This is a genomic window from Providencia sp. PROV130 (assembly GCF_028482225.1).
Taxonomy (GTDB): Bacteria; Pseudomonadota; Gammaproteobacteria; order Enterobacterales; family Enterobacteriaceae; genus Providencia; species Providencia rettgeri.
Map to the genome: position 1 here is coordinate 191,622 of NZ_JAMPQC010000016.1, position 18,562 is coordinate 210,183.

Consider the following 18,562-nt stretch of genomic DNA (forward strand, 5'->3'; position numbering starts at 1 on the left):
TTATTGTCCATTTTATCAGTTACATTAATTGGTATTGGAGCTTTATCTTTTCGTTGTGTATTAGTGAGCCGTTGATTCGGCTAACAACGCTGACAACACCAAATTTATTTTTTGTTCACTTTTTATACCAGGTTCAATTTCAACCCCTGAATTAAAGTCTAATCCGTTGCACAGTAACTTTGCAGCGTCTAGGCAGTTATCAGACGTAAGTCCCCCCGCAATCATTATTTTTTGTGTGGCAGATGAAGGGATTTCTGACCAATTGAAGGTTTTACCTGTGCCACCTTGTCCGTTATCCAGTAGTAACACATCAATGTCTTGTGTGTCATAGTCATTTAAAGTTGTTCGTGACATATCAAACGCTTTCCAAACTTCACAGTGGCTTGGTAAAAATGTTTTTAACGTATTGATATAAGAAGGATCTTCTTCACCATGTAGTTGCACCGCAGATAACGCAAGCTGTTTGGCAATATGGGCGACAAAATCGGCGGACTGATTGCGGAAAACACCGACATATTTTAACGGCGCGGCATGGATGATGTTTCGTGCTTGTGACAGCGTCACTTTTCTCGGGGAGGTTTCAGCAAAAATTAATCCACCGTAGTGTGCTCCTGCTTTAAATGCGGCTTTTGCATCTTGTTCGCGGGTTAAACCACAGACTTTATGTTCCCCAACTAACAGGCTTCGAATGGCTTTATCTAAGTCAGCTTGCTCCATTAGTGCGCTACCAATTAAAAAACCATTTGCAAACTGTCTCAGTGACTGAATATGTTGGTGTTGATGAATACCTGATTCACTGATCACTATCGTTTCTTCTGCTAAGCGAGGCGCGAGCTCACGAGTCCGATTTAAATCAATAGAAAGGTCGCGTAAATCCCGGTTATTGATGCCAACCACTTTGGCTTTTAACCGAATTGCTCGCTCTAATTCTTCTTCATTGCTGACTTCCGTTAATATCCCCATACTCAGTTGATGAGCAACTTCAGCCAACGCGATATATTCATCATCATTTAAGACAGATAACATCAATAAAATGGCATCCGCTTGGTAGTAACGTGCAAGGTAGATTTGGTATGGGTCAATGATAAAATCTTTGCATAATACGGGTTGCTTTACGGTGTTACTGACTATCGTTAAGTAATCCATATTACCTTGAAAATATTTTTCATCAGTGAGAACGGAAATAGCACTCGCATAAGGTGCATATGTCTTGGCTATCATTGCAGGGTCGAAGTCAGCACGGATCAAGCCCTTTGAAGGAGACGCTTTTTTGCACTCCAAAATAAAAACAGGGCGTTTGGCGTTTAGTGCGTTATAGAAACTACGCTGGCTAGGTTGAACCTCAGCAATAAAGCTTTCTAACGGTTGCTGGGCTTTGCGTTCAATTAAATAGTCAACTTTATCATCAACAATTTTTTGTAAGACTGTCGCTTTCATTTTATTGGTTCCTTGCCGCGAGTGCTGTAACGCGGTCAAATGCTTTACCGCTACGAATAATTGCAAGTGCGTGTTCGCTGTTTTGTTTTAAATCTTCATGGCCATTAATACGCATCAGCATGGCAACATTGGCCGCTACAGCCGCTTCGTGAGCCGCTTGGCCATGGCCTTGAAGTAAATGGCTAAGCAATACGCGATTTTCATCAGGTGTACCGCCTTCTAAGTCGCGCAATTGATACGGCGCCAGTCCAAAATCATCAGCAGTTAATTGATAATGTTGTACTTTGCCATCTTTTAATTCAGCGACTTGAGTGACTGCATGTAATGAAACTTCATCCATCCCTCCACTGTGTACCACAGCTGCACGGGTAAAACCAAGCATCTGTAATGTTTCAGATACCGGTTTTACCAATGATTCTTGGTAAACACCGATAAGGGCAATCGGTGGGCGAGCCGGATTAATTAATGGTCCCAATACATTAAATAGCGTTCGAGTTTTTAGCTGTGTACGTACAGGGGCGGCATGACGGAACCCACTGTGGTACTGCGGAGCAAATAAAAAACAAACACCAAGCTCATCTAATGCGTCACGAGCACCTTGCGCACTGAGGTCTAAGGCGATACCAAAGGCGGCTAGTAAATCCGAAGAACCTGAACGGCTCGAAACACTGCGATTACCGTGTTTAGCCACTTTAATCCCACATTCAGCAGCAACGAATGCGCTTGCTGTGGAAATATTGATACTATTTGCGCCATCTCCCCCAGTGCCAACGATGTCGCTGAATGGGTAATCAGGGCGGGGAAATGGCTGTGCATTTTCCAAACAAGCCAACGCGGCTCCAGCAATTTCTTGCGGTTGTTCACCTCGCATTTTCATACTGATTAACACAGCAGCTAATTGAGGTTCTGTTAATTCACCTTGAATAATGGCATTAAACAAGTACTGGCTTTCTTGTTGAGTCAGTGGTTGCGCTTTAAATAACTTATCATAAATATTTTGCATAATTGGCTCTTTAGTATTCCGTTAGTGCGAATGAGTAGGTTCGGTTGCATTGGGAGTAGAAAGAGCCCATGCCACAGTGTTTTCTAGCAACTGTTTACCTTGCGTTGTTAAAATGGATTCGGGATGAAATTGGAATCCACAAACTCTATCGCTATCATTACGTACAGCCATGACCATGCCATTTGATTGGGCACAAATGGTTAAGCTTTCCGGAATTTGGCTACCAACAAGAGAGTGGTAACGCGCCACTGATATTGGGTTTTCAAGATGATTAAACATAGCTAAACCATCATGTGTGGCAATCGAAGATTTACCATGCAAAATTTCACCTGCTGCTGAAACTGTTCCGCCATAAGCTTCAACGATAGCTTGGTGACCTAAACAAATACCAATAACAGGAATTTTACCTTTTACTCGCGTTAATACTTCTGGCATTGAACCTGCTTCGCTTGGTTTACCGGGGCCGGGTGATAAGACTAATATCGGTGAAATCATTTGATTTAATACAGATAAAATATGTTCTACATTGACTGTATTGCGATAAATAACCACGTTATGGCCACCTGCACGCAGTTGGTCTACTAGGTTATAAGTAAAGGAGTCAACGTTATCGAGTAGTAAAATGTTCGCCATTAGAATAACTCCTTAACTTGATGTGCTTGGGCAATTGCACGGATCACTGCACGTGCCTTATTACGGGTTTCATCGGCTTCAGCTTGAGGTACGGAATCTAGAACGACACCACCTCCCGCTTGTACAGTGGCAATGCCATTTTCTACGTATGCAGAACGGATAACGATGCAGGTATCAAAATCACCATTTCCTTGGAAATACCCTACAGCTCCCCCGTATGAACCTCGGCGCTCTTGCTCATATTGGGCAATCAGTTGCATGGCTTTTACCTTTGGTGCACCCGTTAAAGTCCCCATATTCATGCAAGCTTGGTATGCATGAAAAACATCTAAATCTTGGCGCAATGTTCCCACAACATGAGAAACTAAGTGCATCACGAAAGAGTAGCGGTCAACCTTAGTTAGGTTGGCAACATAACGGCTACCCGCTTCACAAATACGGGCTAAATCGTTGCGCGCTAAGTCAACTAGCATGATGTGTTCAGCGAGTTCTTTTTCATCTGAGCGCATGGAAAGTTCAATTCGGCTGTCTAAGTCGAGATCTAATTCACCCTGTGCGTTACGGCCACGAGGGCGGGTCCCCGCGATTGGATAAATTTCCACTTTACGATTTGCTGTTGCATATTTGAGTGCGCTTTCAGGCGACGCACCAAAGAGAGTGAATGCTTCATCTTGCATGTAGAACATATAAGGGCTAGGGTTTTGTGCTTTGAGCTTTTGATATGCAATTAAAGGATGTGAGCACGGCATCGTAAATTTACGAGAAGGCACAACCTGAAAAATATCACCACGGTATATGGCTTCTTTTAATGAGGTGACAATTTCCCCATATTGCTGGTCATTTTTGTTTATCGAAACCGCAAAATCAGGTGCTGTTGCTAAAGGAAGTGCGGGTAAGAACGGGCGGCACGAAGCGATAATTTGTGCGTGACGTTGTGTCACCGTTTCAGCATCTTGCGCATTTTGCGTAAATAGGCAACTTTTGAGCCGAGCAGCCTGATTTTGGTGGTCGATCACTAAATAATGTTCAGCCACAAAAAAACAATAGTCAGGGCAGTGATTAACGGTATTCACATTGGGTAAATCTTCAAAACTGGCGACTAAATCATAAGCAAACAAACCACCCACAAACAGGTTTTCAGGTTTTGTTGAATAGGCTTGCGCGAGAGCCGGCAGAGCACGTAAAACGTCTAAACAAGATGCGGCCTTCAGACGACTGTCTTCGTCTAAATCTTTTGCCGGCGAGCTGAACGTTACCGTTAAGCTATTTTCTTGCATGCTATGATGTGTGATTAAATGGGTTAACTGTGCTAACAGCTTTGGTAATAATGCTTGGCCATTTGGCGTCAACGCTTCTATTTCAACTTGTTGACCAAAAGCACGAATACGTAGCGCGCTGTTGACAACCAGCAAGCTTTGTAAGTTGGCCTTATTATTAATTTCAGCAGATTCCAACAACATTGTTGATGGAACTTGATGGCACAGATGATTAAATAATAATGTAGGATCAGGCTGATAATTAATTGGGCTATCCAGATACTTAAAATGTGCTAATGTGGTGTTTTGTTCGTTCATTATGTTGCCTTACGCTAATTTTTGACATAAAAAAACCCGCCGATGAAGGGCGGGTTTGGCACTGAGACATACAATAACTATGCGTGTGCGGCTTCCGCCCAATTTGGGAAGTCACGCCACCAACGATTTGATAAGTTAAATAAATTCATTGTATGCCTCACTGGATAAACTGATGATTTTTAGCCTTAGCTATCTTGCGTACTAGTTAACTGGATCGCGTTGTTTATGTCAAGAACTTTGTTACTTTATTAGGAAATATAGTTGTACATGGAAATTAGAGAAGATATCAATTTGTCGACTGCCTCGCCGCCATTAGTGACTCGCTACGACTTACATAGCCATACGAATGCTTCGGATGGTGATCTTACTCCAGCAGAGTTAATCGAACGTGCGATTGAAAAAGGGGTTAATATTATAGCGATCACCGATCACGATACCTGTGAAGGTGTATTTGAGGCTCGTCGCTATCTTACTGAAAATGAAAGGCCAATTGAGTTAGTCAATGGTGTTGAAATTTCGACACTGTGGGAAAACATTGAAATACATATTGTGGGGTTAAATTTTTCGCCTTCACACCCCGCTATGGCTCAATTGTTGAAAGCACAATCTGAACGTCGCTTCGAGCGTGGTATTGAGATGGGCAGGCGATTACAAAAATCGGGGATTGATGACGCATGGGAAAATGCGCAACATATTTCTGGTGGTGGGCAGGTAACGCGGGCTCATTTTGCACAGTATATTGTGAAAATAGGTAAAGAAAAAACCATTAATAACGTATTTAAGCGTTATTTATCAAAAGGAAAAATAGGATACGTTCCTGCGAAGTGGTGCTCAATTAAAGATTCTATCGACGCAATCCATGCGGCCGGTGGTATTGCGGTATTAGCTCATCCTGCGAAATATCAATTATCCAATAAATGGTTAAAACGGTTGGTTGCGTATTTTAAACAGTGTGAAGGTGATGCCATGGAAGTTTCTCATTGCCAGCAGCCGCCACATGAAAAGCAGTATTTAGCCGAATTAGCCAATAATGCAAATTTACATACATCGGTGGGTTCAGATTTTCATCGGCCATGTTCTTGGATAGAGCTTGGCCGAAATTTATGGTTACCTAATGATGATAATGCAGTCTGGACGCTTTGGAATGCGGTAAAAAGCAGCTAATTAATTGATGTATTAATAATGCGGTGTAAAATAATTATTATAAGTGATGATTTATTTCTGAGTAGGTCATCTCATGGAATTAAGAGATAGTAGCATTTATAGGTATTTTTGCCGGGTGATGCTGTCGATACCCAAAAATTAGAGGTATGTATGAGCCAGTTTTTTTATGTCCATCCGGATAATCCTCAAGCAAGGCTGATTAGCCAGAGTGTTGAAATTCTAAATAAAGGCGGTGTCATTGTTTACCCTACGGATTCAGGGTACGCCATTGGATGTCGTTTAGAAGAAAAAGATGCTTTGCAACGTATTTGTCGTATCCGTCAGCTTGATGCTAACCATAATTTCACTTTAATGTGTCGAGATCTCTCTGAGCTATCGAATTACGCGCATGTTGATAACACCGTTTTCCGTTTAATAAAAAACAATACGCCAGGTAATTACACCTTTATTTTACGGGCAACGAAAGAAGTTCCACGGCGTTTAATGAATGAAAAACGTAAAACCATTGGCTTACGTGTGCCATCAAACCCGATTGCTCGAGATTTACTCGAAGCTGTTGGTGAACCTTTGATGTCAACGAGTTTGATTATGCCTGGTGATGATTTCACTCAATCAGATCCTGAAGAAATTCGCGACTTACTTGATAAACAAGTCGATTTAGTCATACACGGTGGTTATATCGGGCAAAAACCAACAACTGTGATTGACTTTACTGATGATACACCTGTTGTGGCACGTGTCGGAACAGGGGACCCAACGCCTTTTGAATAAATGCAAATACCTAAAAGCCTAAGATTTAGCACTGAATTAAATAAAATTGTATTGAAAGTGCGATATTCAGATAAGTTATAGGGGTTCAGGACAAACCTGTGTATAATGCGCGGGTTTTCAAATTCATTACTTTTTGGTACGGCAACAAGATGACGCGCCAAAAAGATATTTGACGCCTGTGAAGGCGACAACAGAGGGTTACATGAGCGTAAAACCGCAAAAAACTGAAAAATTACAGAAAATCCTTGCTCGTTCAGGGCATGGTTCTCGTCGAGAAATCGAAACATTCCTGCAAGCGGGTCGTATTAGTGTTGATGGTAAAATTGCGACACTCGGAGACCGTGTTGAAGTCACACCTGCAACAAAAATTCGTTTAGATGGTCGTTTATTAGCTACCAAAGAACCTGAAAAGGAAATTTGCCGTGTAATGGCTTATTACAAGCCAGAAGGTGAATTATGTACACGCCATGATCCAGAAGGGCGCCCAACTGTTTTTAACCGTTTACCACGTTTAACGGGAGCGCGATGGATTGCTGTTGGCCGCTTAGATGTTAACACCAGCGGTTTATTGTTATTTACGACTGATGGTGAGCTAGCTAATCGTTTAATGCACCCAAGCCGTGAAGTTGAGCGTGAATATGCTGTACGTGTGTTTGGTGAAATCAATGAAGCAAAAATTCGTCAATTAACACAAGGCGTACAGTTGGAAGATGGTCCAGCTTCTTTTAAAACGGTTTCTTACCGTGGCGGAGAAGGGATGAATCAATGGTTTAACGTCACTTTAACTGAAGGGCGTAACCGCGAGGTCCGCCGCCTTTGGGAATCGGTTGGTGTTCAAGTAAGCCGTTTAATCCGTGTGCGTTATGGTGATATTGATTTACCAAAAGGTTTACCACGTGGAGGATGGACGGAATTGGGTTTAGAACAAACCAATTATCTCCGTGAGCTGGTGGAATTACCAGTAGAAACTGAAAGCAAAGTTGCCGTTGAGCGTGACCAACGTCGTATTAAAGCAAACCAAATTCGCCGTGCGGTAAAACGCCATACGCAAGTTGCATCACGTCCTGCATCAAAACGTCAATCTTCAAGACCAACGGCGAAACGTCGTACTCGCATCTAGATTAATTGCAATTCTCGAATAGTAAAAAAGCTGAGGCTCCACCCTCAGCTTTTTTTGATGTATGGAAGTGATTCTCATATATCAACGTAATGATTTTATTGAATATAACCTTGTTAATAATAAGAAAATTAATGTTCTAGTTCACATTATTATGAAAGCTATCAGTAAGAGATGATATTTATGAGATATCCATCTCATTTTAATGTAATTAAAAGTCTTAGTATGACCCTTCTTGTGGGATGTATCTCACAAAATATTGGGTTGCTACTGATAATAAAGACAAATTTACAGATAAACCTATTACTTACCCAGTTTATCCAGATAAATAAAGAATGGTTTAAGTGGATAAACCTGAATAAGGACAAACATGAAAAAAATAACACTGACTTTGAGTGCGATTGCATTGGCATTAAGTTTTACAGCAACGTCTCAAGCAAAAATTCCAATGCCAGAAACCGTAAGCCCTGGGGTTACCGTTGTTGAACTTGCTCAACAACAGCCTATTCATTGGGTTTCCATCGAACAAATTAAACAAAGCCTAGAAGGCAAAGCGCCAATGGCTGTTGGGTTTGATATCGATGATACGGTGTTATTTTCGAGTCCAGGTTTTTACCGTGGCAAACTAGAGTTCTCACCTAACGATTTTAGCTACCTAAAAAATCAACAATTTTGGGAAAAAATGAATAATGAGTGGGACAAATTCAGTATGCCAAAACAAGTGGGTATTGATTTAGTCAAAATGCACTTAGATCGCGGTGATACTGTCTATTTCATCACAGGCCGTACGAAAACAAAAACAGAAACGGTGACTAAATACGTTCAAGAAGGTTTAGCAATACCTGCAGATAAAATGCAACCTGTCATTTTTGCAGGCGATGAACCAGGGCAAAATAATAAAGTGAGTTGGATGCGCGATCACAAATTAACCATCTATTATGGTGATGCTGATGCAGATATCGCGGCAGCCCATGAGTTAGGTATTCGTGGTGTCCGTATTTTACGTGCAGCTAATTCATCTTATCAACCATTACCAAAGGCAGGGCGTTTTGGTGAAGAGGTGGTGATTAATTCAGAATATTAATTCTGTAATGAGCCATAATAAAAAGGCAGTCATTTAAAAATGACCGCCTTTTTTGAACGTAAACTAATTTAGTTAGTTACAACAGCATCAATAATCACACGATTACCTGAGATGCTTCCTGTTGTTCCATTAGTGACGATAGGGCTGGTGATCTTAGTGGTATTAGTCGAACGTAAAGCCCCATATTGATTATTAACTAGATTTTTGGAATCAATAGTTAGGTTTTTCCCAGCAGTCACTTTTCCTGCGTAGTTTTCTAATGTGCCGACATCAAGTCTTTGGTTATTAACAGTGGTAATTTGTCCATAATTATTATTGAGTGTCGCTTTGAGCTTAATATCAATATCGTTACGTGCAGCGACATTATTATCTACATTAGCAGTAATTGAACCATACAAGTTACTCAGAGTATCTCCTTTAACTTTAATCGTACCATTATTGGTTTGTAGGCCGCCATTTTGGTCCGTTAGCCCAAATTTGGTATTAACGAGTTTAAAATCACTACTGTAATTGTTGTTCAAATGACTGGTTTCAATCTCAAGACTATTTTCTGCATTAATTAAGCCTGATTGGTTATCAATATTATGGGCTTTGATTGTAAGATTTTTCCCTTTGATATAACCAGAACGGTTGTTCATTGAATTCGTATTAATGACGGATTTACCGTTATTTGAAATAATCGCACCGGAGTTAATGAGTTGGTTTGTGTTGATATTCATCACGCGGCCACTATGAATGGTGGATGATCCCGCATTGGTGAGTGATACTGATGCATCCAAATCCATACGGCCATTAGCGGCATTTATTTCAGAATTAGATTGCGTCAAGTACATCGTACTGATATCTGTATGGCGTTGTGCAATGATTTTGCTATTGGATGTATTTTCAATACTAGATTGCGCGCTGATCTTGCTATCTCGTCCCGCAGTGATATTGGAATTTTCATTCACAACACGAACGGCATTGATAGTTAAATCACGTCCGGCATTGAACCCTTTTCCTGGGTCATTTGGGTTAGCGAGATTGTCTCGGTTATAAATTGTATTCATAGAATGAACATCTATGTCACCTTTAGTAGATTGAACTATACCATTATCATTTATAAAGGAATCAGAGAGTGTACTGACATTCTGTTGGGCAACAATTGAACCTCGGTTGTTACTCAGTGTTCCTAACGTGGTTAAGTTAATATCATTGTTATAAGAGGTGATAATCCCATTATCATTATTAATCGCCCCAGTACCTGCAACTGTGATATTGACCTGTTTATTACCTGCAATACGACCATTATTCGTAATACCCGCAGCATTAATCTTAATGTCACCAGCTGCATTCATATTGCCATTGGTATTGTTCACTGTTCCTGCTGTATCAATAGAAATAGCGCCATTATGTGTGCCAATATCCCCTAAATTACTTACGCCAACACCTGTTTCAGTGGTAATTAATGAAATTTTATTGGCATACATACCGCCAATTGAAGAAACATCAATCCCGACAATAGGTTTTGTGCCGATTGCAGTGGCAGTGCCCGTCACATTCCCTGCCGAATTGACATGATTGTTTCCAGCTACCACATTGAGACGCTGAGCTTCAACAACGCCATTGATGGCAATAGAACGGGCAATTAAATCTGTTGGCGAATTTGAATCTAATCTTCCATTGACGGCAATTTTACCTTGCTGCACATTATAGTTAGCAATAGAACCATCATTGGCTAACTCTACTTTACCCGTCGTTAACGTTGTGCGGCTGGTATTGATAAAACCACAGTTGTTACATGTAATACCCGAAGCGTTAGCAACGATGACTTGCGCTTTACCACCTGCGACTTCAACCATGCCATTTAAGGTTGTTGCCGTATTTGAGTTTATTTCATTTAAAATAATTTTTGCTCGCCCGCCAGCAACGTTAGTGTTTCCACCAATTTTACCACCAATGACTGTATTAGAATTGCCTGCGCTGTTATTTAATATCACACCTTTTTGGTCAACATCGAATTGACTATAGGTATTATGGGAAACACCGGCTTGGCTTGGTTTATTAATATAAACGACAGTAGGGCCATTACTTTGATTCAATACGCCTGCACCATCGGTTGGCGTAATTGCAGCTTGAGCAACGGTAGTTGTACCAACGATTATTGAAACACATAAAAAGAGTGGATTAAATTTTAATGTGGTAAAATTTAAATGAGTATTTAAAGCATTTTTCATATATATCCCTTTAAATAAAATAGAAGAATCTAAAATAACTAACAATCCATTATTGCTATTTAATTATGCTTAAATAGAAAATTAAATAAAATTAATAATGTTAACATGGATAAATATATCGTTATTAGTTGATAAATAACCAAAACTGATTAAAATCGGATTAATATCAGTTATTTTAAAATAATCTCTTTTTTATTAATGAGTTGTGTTTCTATGCTTTTGGTCTAACAAGGGGGGTCTACTGACGTAGCTATACGTATTCAGTTTAATGGAAAAGATGAATAACAACGAATAGTATTAATTATTTTTATGTTTTATTTTTATTGCTATAAATTAATTGTGATATTTGATGTGCTGAAGTTATTAAAAGTAATTTATATTATCTGAAATATTTTTTATTTTTAAACTCACACTAAATTGGTGTGATAAACGAATAAGAATAAATGACTTTTTTATAGATTGACTGATGGAGTAGTTAGATAAAAATAGATTAAAAGTGCAATAATTGAAAAAATCGTATTATTGCACTTTCTTAGTGGTTAATTACCAATCAATCCCTTTTTGAGCTTTAATTCCAACATCAAATGCATGTTTCACTGGGCGCATTTCTGTTACCGTATCAGCTAATTCGATCAAATCTCGGTGGCAACCTCTACCTGTGATCACGACAGACTGATTGGCAGGACGGCTTTGTAATGCTTGAACCACCTCTGCTAATTCGAGGTAATGATAACTCACCATATAAGTGAGCTCATCTAAAATGACTAAATCGTACTGTGGGTCACTTAATAATTGTTTGGCGTACTGCCAAGTTTCCATACAAGCAAGGGTATCGGTCTCTTTATTTTGTGTTTCCCACGTGAAGCCTGTTGACATAACATAGAAGGGAACGCCTTGTGGTTCAAGTAGTTCGCGCTCTCCATTATCCCAACCTCCTTTAATAAATTGAACAACAGCGGCTTTCTTACCATGACCTACTGTACGGCAGACAGTTCCAAATGCAGCTGTGGTTTTGCCTTTCCCATTTCCAGTAAAGACAATAACGATCCCTCGTTCAATTTGTGCAGCTTCAATACGCGCATCTACCTTTTCTTTTAGACGCTGTTGACGTTCTTCGTGTCGACTTTGAGACATCGTTTTTACTCCGCAGCACCAGGTTTACGTCCGGGTTGTGCATCATAACTACTCCCCGTTTTACGCAGGCTATCATCACCCATCAAATAGATATATATAGGCATGATATCAGTAGGGGTTTTCAATTTAAGCGGATTTTCATCAGGAAATGCACTTGCTCGCATTGAGGTTCGAGTGCCGCCTGGGTTAATACAATTTACCCGAAGATTGCTCTGCTTATATTCTTCGGCTAGCACTTGCATTAAACCTTCAGTCGCAAATTTGGAGACAGAATAGGCACCCCAACCGGCGCGACCTTGTTTACCTACGCTTGAACTGGTAAAAATTAACGAGGCATTAGGTGCTTTGAGTAATAGAGGAAGTAAAGCTTGAGTTAGCATAAACGTGGCATTGACATTGACTTGCATGACATCATGCCATAGGTCGCTGGGTTGCTCAGAGATAGGGGCAACGACACCAAGTATTCCTGCATTGTGTAATACGCCATCTAAATAAGGAGTTATGGCGGCGATTTGTGTGGCAAGCGTATGACAGTCATCAATAGTTGCAGTTAATAAGTCTAATATAAAGCAAGGTGAATTATTTCCACCTAAAGTGGCTATTTCATCACTAACTGATTGTAATTTATGCTGTGTTCTACCAACAAGGATAAGGGATGCACCATAGCGCGCGTAAGTGAGAGCGGCTTCACGGCCAATGCCATCACCGGCACCGGTTATGAGAATCGTTTTACCTTTTAATAGGTCTTGTCTAGGTTGATATTGGAGCATATTCTTTCCTACTATTGTGATTAGCATGTACGGTTATCATCGCACTGATTGTGATAATTGGCTAATCTAACATAGTTATTAACGAAGTTTGTGTGCTAACTCTGTTTTTTTCTGGTTGTTTGCACGTAATCGTGAGATTATTTTTGTATTGAAGATAAACATCAAAAGGATCAGATTGTGGAGTATTTCTCATTGTATGGGCTATTTTTAGCAAAAGTCGTTACTATTTTGGTGGCGGTGGTTTTGCTAGCTGTCTTTGTGTTTGGCGTAGGTATGCGCCGGCAAGGGGCTAAAGGTGCTTTAAAAATCACAGATTTAGGTGAAAGTTATCGTGAGCGCCAACGCCAAATGCAACAAATTAAAATGAATGAACCAGAACATAAAGCGTGGTTGAAAGCATTTAAAAAGCAGCAAAAAGCTAAATCAAAAAGTGAGAAAACAGGGGCGAAATTAGGCCAAACAGGGGTTAAAAAACCTTGTTTATATGTCTTAGACTTTAAAGGTAGCATGGATGCCCGTGAAGTTGCCTCTTTACGTGAAGAGATCAGTGCAATTCTTGCTGTTGCCGACCAACAAGATGAAGTTTTGCTAAGACTTGAAAGCCCTGGAGGAATGGTTCATGGTTACGGTTTAGCAGCTTCACAATTATTAAGAATCAAAGAAAAAAATATCCCACTTACCATTGCGGTTGATAAAGTTGCAGCGAGTGGCGGATACATGATGGCATGCATTGCAGATAAAATTATTGCTGCACCATTTGCCATTATTGGTTCGATTGGTGTGGTTGCTCAAATTCCGAATATTCATCGGTTATTAAAAAAGCATGATGTTGATGTTGAACTTCATACCGCAGGTGAATACAAGCGTACATTGACCATGTTAGGTGAAAACACGGAACAAGGCCGCAAGAAATTTGTTGAAGATTTAAATTCAACACATGAATTGTTTAAACAATTTGTTCATCAAAATCGCCCATCTTTAGATATTGACGCAGTTGCGACAGGGGAGTATTGGTATGGCTCACAGGCACTTGATAAAGGGCTAGTGGATAATATTGGTGTAAGTGACGATTTTATTATTAATGCGATTGATACCAAAGAAATAGTTAGTATTCGTTATGTGTTAAGTAAAAAAATGATGGATAAGTTTATGGGAAGCGCGGCAAAGAGCGTGGATAACTTATTATTGCGCTGGTGGCAACGCGGACAAAAGCCACTTTTGTAATTTTGAATTTCGCCTAGCGAATAAGCGTTTTTAAATCTACTATTAATTTACCGGCGTTAAAGCCGGTAAATTTTATACAAAAAGCATACGTGTTAATTAGTTATTATCACTTAATTGGTATTGTTCTGACAGTACATGAGCGAGGTGTTTGTACATATTAAAAGCAGCTGTACTTTTTAAAGTAGGGATATTGTTCTCATCTAAGAAGAACTCCCCTTTAAATACCAATGTACCCCGATGCTGCTCAACGGTGTCAACAAACATACCATGAATATAATCATCATGTTTCTTTATGATATCATTAGCTTTTTCAAGTAACTCTTTTTTTGTGATGAACGGTAAATTGTCTTGCATAATTTGGCTTCCTTGAAAAAATAATTGGTTGCTTCTAGCATTTTATCAGGTAGAGTGTGTGGTTTTCAATTGTGACTAAACATCTTTATGTGGTTAAAATCAGTCAACTAGAAGACACTTTGTGCTTTCTAGAATAACGTGATTGAGTTTATAAGTTTTGTTTCAACACAAATAATTGTTTAAAAATATATTGATATATTGTGATTGTGTCGCAATATAAAAAAGAGATTCTCATTTTGCGCATTTTAATGTAGAAATGCGCCATTGTTGATATTTAGGTAAAGGTAAATATGGGTAAAGCTCTTGTTATAGTGGAGTCCCCGGCAAAGGCCAAAACGATTAATAAGTATCTTGGCAGTGGCTACGTTGTAAAAAGCAGCGTTGGCCACATTCGTGATCTGCCGAAAAGCGGCTCTGGTTCACAAACCGGCTCACAAAAGAGTACAGGCTCATCTACCGACAAAACAAAGAAAGTAAAAAAAGATCCGCGTGATGCGTTAGTTAAGCGCATGGGGATCGACCCTTACCATGGTTGGAAAGCGAATTATCAAATTCTACCGGGTAAAGAAAAAGTGGTTTCTGAACTTAAATCACTGGCGGAGGATGCCGAACACATCTACCTCGCAACGGACTTGGACCGCGAAGGGGAAGCTATTGCGTGGCATTTACGCGAAGTGATTGGTGGAGACGATTCTCGTTTTAGTCGTGTTGTATTTAATGAGATCACCAAAAATGCGATCACTCAGGCATTTGATAGCCCTGGGGAATTAAACATAGATAGAGTTAACGCACAACAAGCGCGTCGTTTTATGGACCGAGTTGTGGGTTATATGGTTTCTCCGCTGCTGTGGAAAAAAGTCGCTCGTGGCTTATCGGCTGGTCGTGTTCAGTCAGTTGCAGTGAAACTCATTGTTGAACGTGAGCGAGAAATTAAAGCTTTCGTCCCTGAAGAATATTGGGAACTGCATGCCGATTTAGCCGATAAAGATATCGCTAACTTGCGTATGGAAGTCACTTCACAGGGTGGTAAGGCATTTAAGCCAGTCAATAAAGCGCAAACAGAGGCAGCAGTTAAGCTGCTTGAAAAAGCCCGTTTTGCAGTTGTTGATCGTGAAGATAGGCCGACATCAAGTAAGCCGAGCGCACCGTATATCACGTCAACGTTGCAACAAGCTGCCAGTACCCGCTTAGGTTTTGGCGTGAAAAAAACCATGATGATGGCTCAGCGTCTTTATGAAGCAGGGTATATCACCTATATGCGTACTGACTCAACAAACTTGAGCCAAGATGCATTGGATATGGTTCGTGGCTACATTAATGATAATTTTGGCGCTAAATACCTGCCAAAAGATGCGAATGTTTATAGCAGTAAAGATAATTCGCAAGAGGCGCACGAAGCCATTCGTCCTTCTAGTGTCGATGTTTTACCTGAATCATTAAAAGACATGGAGAACGATGCGAAAAGGTTGTATCAATTAATTTGGAATCAGTTTGTGGCCTGTCAAATGACGCCAGCTAAATATGATTCAACAACCTTGACAGTCAAAGCAGGGGATTTTGAACTAAAAGCCAAAGGGCGTACGTTACGTTTTGATGGTTGGACGAAAGTCATGCCTGCACTGCGTAAAAATGATGAAGATAAAACATTGCCACCAATACAAGTTGGTGCTGAGTTATCTTTAATTGAGCTATTACCTAGCCAGCACTTTACGAAGCCACCAGCTCGTTTTAGTGAAGCATCTTTAGTTAAAGAACTCGAAAAACGTGGTATTGGTCGCCCTTCGACGTATGCAGCGATTATTTCGACGATCCAAGACAGAGGTTATGTCAAAGTTGAAAATCGTCGTTTCTATGCAGAGAAAATGGGTGAAATTGTCACGGATCGTTTAGAGGAAAACTTTAACGACCTGATGAACTACGATTTTACTGCGCGTATGGAAGACCAACTGGACCATGTTGCAAACCATGATGCTGAGTGGAAAGCCGTATTAGATGAATTCTTCTCTGACTTTAGTAAGCAACTAGATGTTGCTGAAAAAGAACCAGAGGAAGGGGGAATGCGCACTAACCCAATGGTGATCACCTCAATCATTTGCCCTGATTGTGAACGCCATATGGGGATCCGTACCGCATCAACCGGGGTATTTTTAGGTTGTTCTGGTTACGCACTACCACCAAAAGAACGTTGTAAGAAAACAATAAACCTTATCCCTGAAGACGAAGTCTTGAATGTGCTTGAAGGGGATGATGCGGAAACTAATGCGTTAAGAGCAAAACGTCGTTGTCCAAAATGTGGCACCGCGATGGACAGCTATTTGATTGATAATGGCCGTAAATTACATGTATGTGGTAATAACCCTGCATGCGAAGGTTATGAAATCGAAGAAGGCGAATTTCGTATTAAGGGTTATGACGGCCCAGTCATTGAATGTGACAAGTGTGGATCAGAAATGCACCTTAAAATGGGGCGTTTTGGTAAGTACATGGGTTGTACTAACGAAGAGTGTAAAAATACGCGTAAAATCTTACGAAGTGGTGAAGTCGCACCACCGAAAGAAGACCCGGTTCCATTACCGGAACTTCCATGTGAAAAATCTGATGCGTATTTTGTGTTACGTGATGGAGCTGCTGGGGTTTTCCTTGCGGCAAATACATTCCCAAAATCACGAGAAACGCGTGCACCATTAGTTGCAGAATTACAGCGCTTTAAAGACCGTTTACCTGAAAAACTGGCTTATTTGGCTGAAGCACCAGCTGAAGATGGCGAAGGTAATCCAACTGTCGTCCGTTTTAGTCGTAAAACGAAGCAGCAATATGTTTCTTCAGAAAAAAATGGTAAAGCGACGGGTTGGAGTGCGTTCTACGTTGATGGTAAATGGGAAGTGAAAGAGAAATAATAGTTCTCTTTTATTTTCAAGCAAAAAAGCCAATCATTTAATTTGATTGGCTTTTTTATTAACTTGTCAATTTCATATCAATGCCTATCGGTGAATAACCCGCTGTTATACTGTCATTTCCTTTATTTCTTATCGCTCACTGTGATATAGCCGCCAATTTTTAACTAAACTTAAATGTAGCACCAAAGTGATAACTAATTTGTGTTAACTTAAGATAGAGTCATTGTAATTATCAATAGATAGTAATAGTTCTTACCTTGTTAAGGTCTTTAGGTAAGTCGATGGAATGATAGATAAAAGTTATCCACCGGAGGCAAAATGAAGTTAAAAATGTGTTTACTGGCTGCATTATTGACAGTGGGGACAGCATATGCTGCTCAATCTACTGTTGTATTAAAAGAAGCAACCCCAACAGGTGATGGTAAAGCAATAGGTGAGGTTGTTATCTCAGAAACAGAATATGGATTACTATTTACGCCAAAATTAACGGGCCTACAAGCAGGCATTCATGGGTTTCATGTTCATGAGAACCCAAGTTGCGAACCCGCAGAGAAAGATGGCAAATCGGTACCTGCATTAAAAGCCGGTGGCCATTTAGACCCCGCTAAAACAGGTGTCCACAAAGGCCCTTATGATAACACAGGGCATTTAGGTGATTTACCCGGCCTAGTTGCTGATAGCCAAGGTAACGCTGATTATGCGGTACTAGCACCACGATTAAAATCACTAAAAGATGTTCAAGACCGCGCATTAATGGTGCATGTGGGTGGTGATAACTATTCTGATAATCCAGAAGCGTTAGGCGGTGGTGGGGCTAGAATGGCCTGCGGCGTCATCAAATAATACGCGTCATATTTCAAGCTGTGACGTTGTTAGCTGCGCTTGCTAACCCTAGTCACATACTTATGTATGCTCCTAGGGCTTAGCGCCGCTTGCTGCCTAGCCACAACTTGAACTATTTAGCGTATTGTACTGATTATAAAGTAATTTAAACGACAGTATTGCATTAATTAGAAAGTGATTTAAACAACAGAATTGTTATTTGAGCTTACTGATTTTAGTTACATACTGATGTATGCTCCTAGGGCTTAGCGCCGCTTGCTGCCTAGCTATAACGTGAACTATTTAGCGTATTGGATTGATTTGAAAACAATTTAATTTTGCTAGTCATAAAAAGAAGGCTC

The 18,562-nt window shown here is 40.3% G+C and carries 13 protein-coding genes, 1 pseudogene and 1 other annotated feature; of the genes and pseudogenes, 7 read left to right on the plus strand and 7 right to left on the minus strand.

The features are described 5' to 3' along the window. Positions 1-60: 60 nt before the first annotated feature. The 3 genes and pseudogenes from trpCF to PSF28_RS11920 form a co-directional block, all read right to left on the minus strand. Positions 61-1,437 carry a bifunctional indole-3-glycerol-phosphate synthase TrpC/phosphoribosylanthranilate isomerase TrpF gene (trpCF, locus tag PSF28_RS11905; protein ID WP_272685100.1) on the minus strand — a complete coding sequence of 459 codons (1,377 nt, stop codon included), beginning with the start codon at positions 1,435-1,437 and terminating at the stop codon, positions 61-63. A 1-nt stretch (position 1,438) separates the two neighbouring features. After that, a pseudogene (gene trpD / locus PSF28_RS23650) lies at positions 1,439-3,073 on the minus strand (bifunctional anthranilate synthase glutamate amidotransferase component TrpG/anthranilate phosphoribosyltransferase TrpD). After that, a complete protein-coding gene (locus PSF28_RS11920; RefSeq protein ID WP_210839744.1) occupies positions 3,073-4,647 on the minus strand; it encodes an anthranilate synthase component 1 in 1,575 nt (524 codons plus the stop codon). The pseudogene trpD and the gene PSF28_RS11920 overlap by 1 nt, the downstream one beginning before the upstream one ends. Positions 4,648-4,673: 26 nt before the next feature. Beyond that, positions 4,674-4,775: a sequence feature (Trp leader region), on the minus strand. Between the two features lie 139 nt (positions 4,776-4,914). On the opposite strand from PSF28_RS11920, the gene rnm reads away from it, so the two are divergent. From rnm to aphA, 4 genes are all read left to right on the plus strand, one after another. Then, complete coding sequence (gene rnm / locus PSF28_RS11925) at positions 4,915-5,811, plus strand: RNase RNM (RefSeq protein WP_210839742.1); 897 nt, start codon at positions 4,915-4,917, stop codon at positions 5,809-5,811. Between the two features lie 150 nt (positions 5,812-5,961). Then, positions 5,962-6,582, plus strand: coding sequence for an L-threonylcarbamoyladenylate synthase (locus PSF28_RS11930; RefSeq protein WP_004911068.1), 621 nt, complete (start codon positions 5,962-5,964; stop codon positions 6,580-6,582). A 202-nt stretch (positions 6,583-6,784) separates the two neighbouring features. Continuing rightward, a complete protein-coding gene (gene rluB / locus PSF28_RS11935) occupies positions 6,785-7,702 on the plus strand; it encodes a 23S rRNA pseudouridine(2605) synthase RluB (RefSeq protein WP_210839740.1) in 918 nt (305 codons plus the stop codon). A gap of 367 nt (positions 7,703-8,069) precedes the next feature. Next, positions 8,070-8,783, plus strand: a complete 714-nt coding sequence (aphA, locus tag PSF28_RS11940; protein ID WP_004911059.1) for an acid phosphatase AphA — start codon at positions 8,070-8,072, stop codon at positions 8,781-8,783. Positions 8,784-8,851: 68 nt separating this feature from the next. On the opposite strand, the gene PSF28_RS11945 is transcribed toward aphA, so the two are convergent. The 3 genes from PSF28_RS11945 to PSF28_RS11955 all read right to left on the minus strand — a co-directional run bounded on the left by PSF28_RS11945 (position 8,852) and on the right by PSF28_RS11955 (position 12,903). Continuing rightward, positions 8,852-10,999 (minus strand): two-partner secretion domain-containing protein, encoded by a 2,148-nt coding sequence (locus tag PSF28_RS11945; protein ID WP_272685102.1) that lies wholly within the window; start codon positions 10,997-10,999, stop codon positions 8,852-8,854. Between the two features lie 543 nt (positions 11,000-11,542). Then, a complete protein-coding gene (gene cobO, locus PSF28_RS11950) occupies positions 11,543-12,133 on the minus strand; it encodes a cob(I)yrinic acid a,c-diamide adenosyltransferase (RefSeq protein WP_210838672.1) in 591 nt (196 codons plus the stop codon). A 5-nt stretch (positions 12,134-12,138) separates the two neighbouring features. Next, positions 12,139-12,903, minus strand: coding sequence for a YciK family oxidoreductase (locus PSF28_RS11955; RefSeq protein ID WP_210838670.1), 765 nt, complete (start codon positions 12,901-12,903; stop codon positions 12,139-12,141). A 177-nt stretch (positions 12,904-13,080) separates the two neighbouring features. Here PSF28_RS11955 and sohB point away from each other — a divergent pair, with 177 nt between their 5' ends. Next, positions 13,081-14,127, plus strand: coding sequence for a protease SohB (gene sohB / locus PSF28_RS11960; RefSeq protein WP_004911048.1), 1,047 nt, complete (start codon positions 13,081-13,083; stop codon positions 14,125-14,127). A 96-nt stretch (positions 14,128-14,223) separates the two neighbouring features. On the opposite strand, the gene PSF28_RS11965 is transcribed toward sohB, so the two are convergent. Further along, the gene (locus PSF28_RS11965; RefSeq protein WP_094960535.1) at positions 14,224-14,481 is read right to left on the minus strand and encodes a DUF2498 family protein; all 258 of its coding nucleotides are present in this window, start codon (positions 14,479-14,481) and stop codon (positions 14,224-14,226) included. 290 nt (positions 14,482-14,771) lie between these two features. Here PSF28_RS11965 and topA point away from each other — a divergent pair, with 290 nt between their 5' ends. Next, positions 14,772-17,378 carry a type I DNA topoisomerase gene (gene topA / locus PSF28_RS11970; protein WP_004911045.1) on the plus strand — a complete coding sequence of 869 codons (2,607 nt, stop codon included), beginning with the start codon at positions 14,772-14,774 and terminating at the stop codon, positions 17,376-17,378. Positions 17,379-17,696: 318 nt separating this feature from the next. Next, entirely contained in the window at positions 17,697-18,221 is a 525-nt protein-coding gene (sodC, locus tag PSF28_RS11975; protein ID WP_210838668.1) for a superoxide dismutase family protein, read from the plus strand. Positions 18,222-18,562 lie beyond the last annotated feature (341 nt).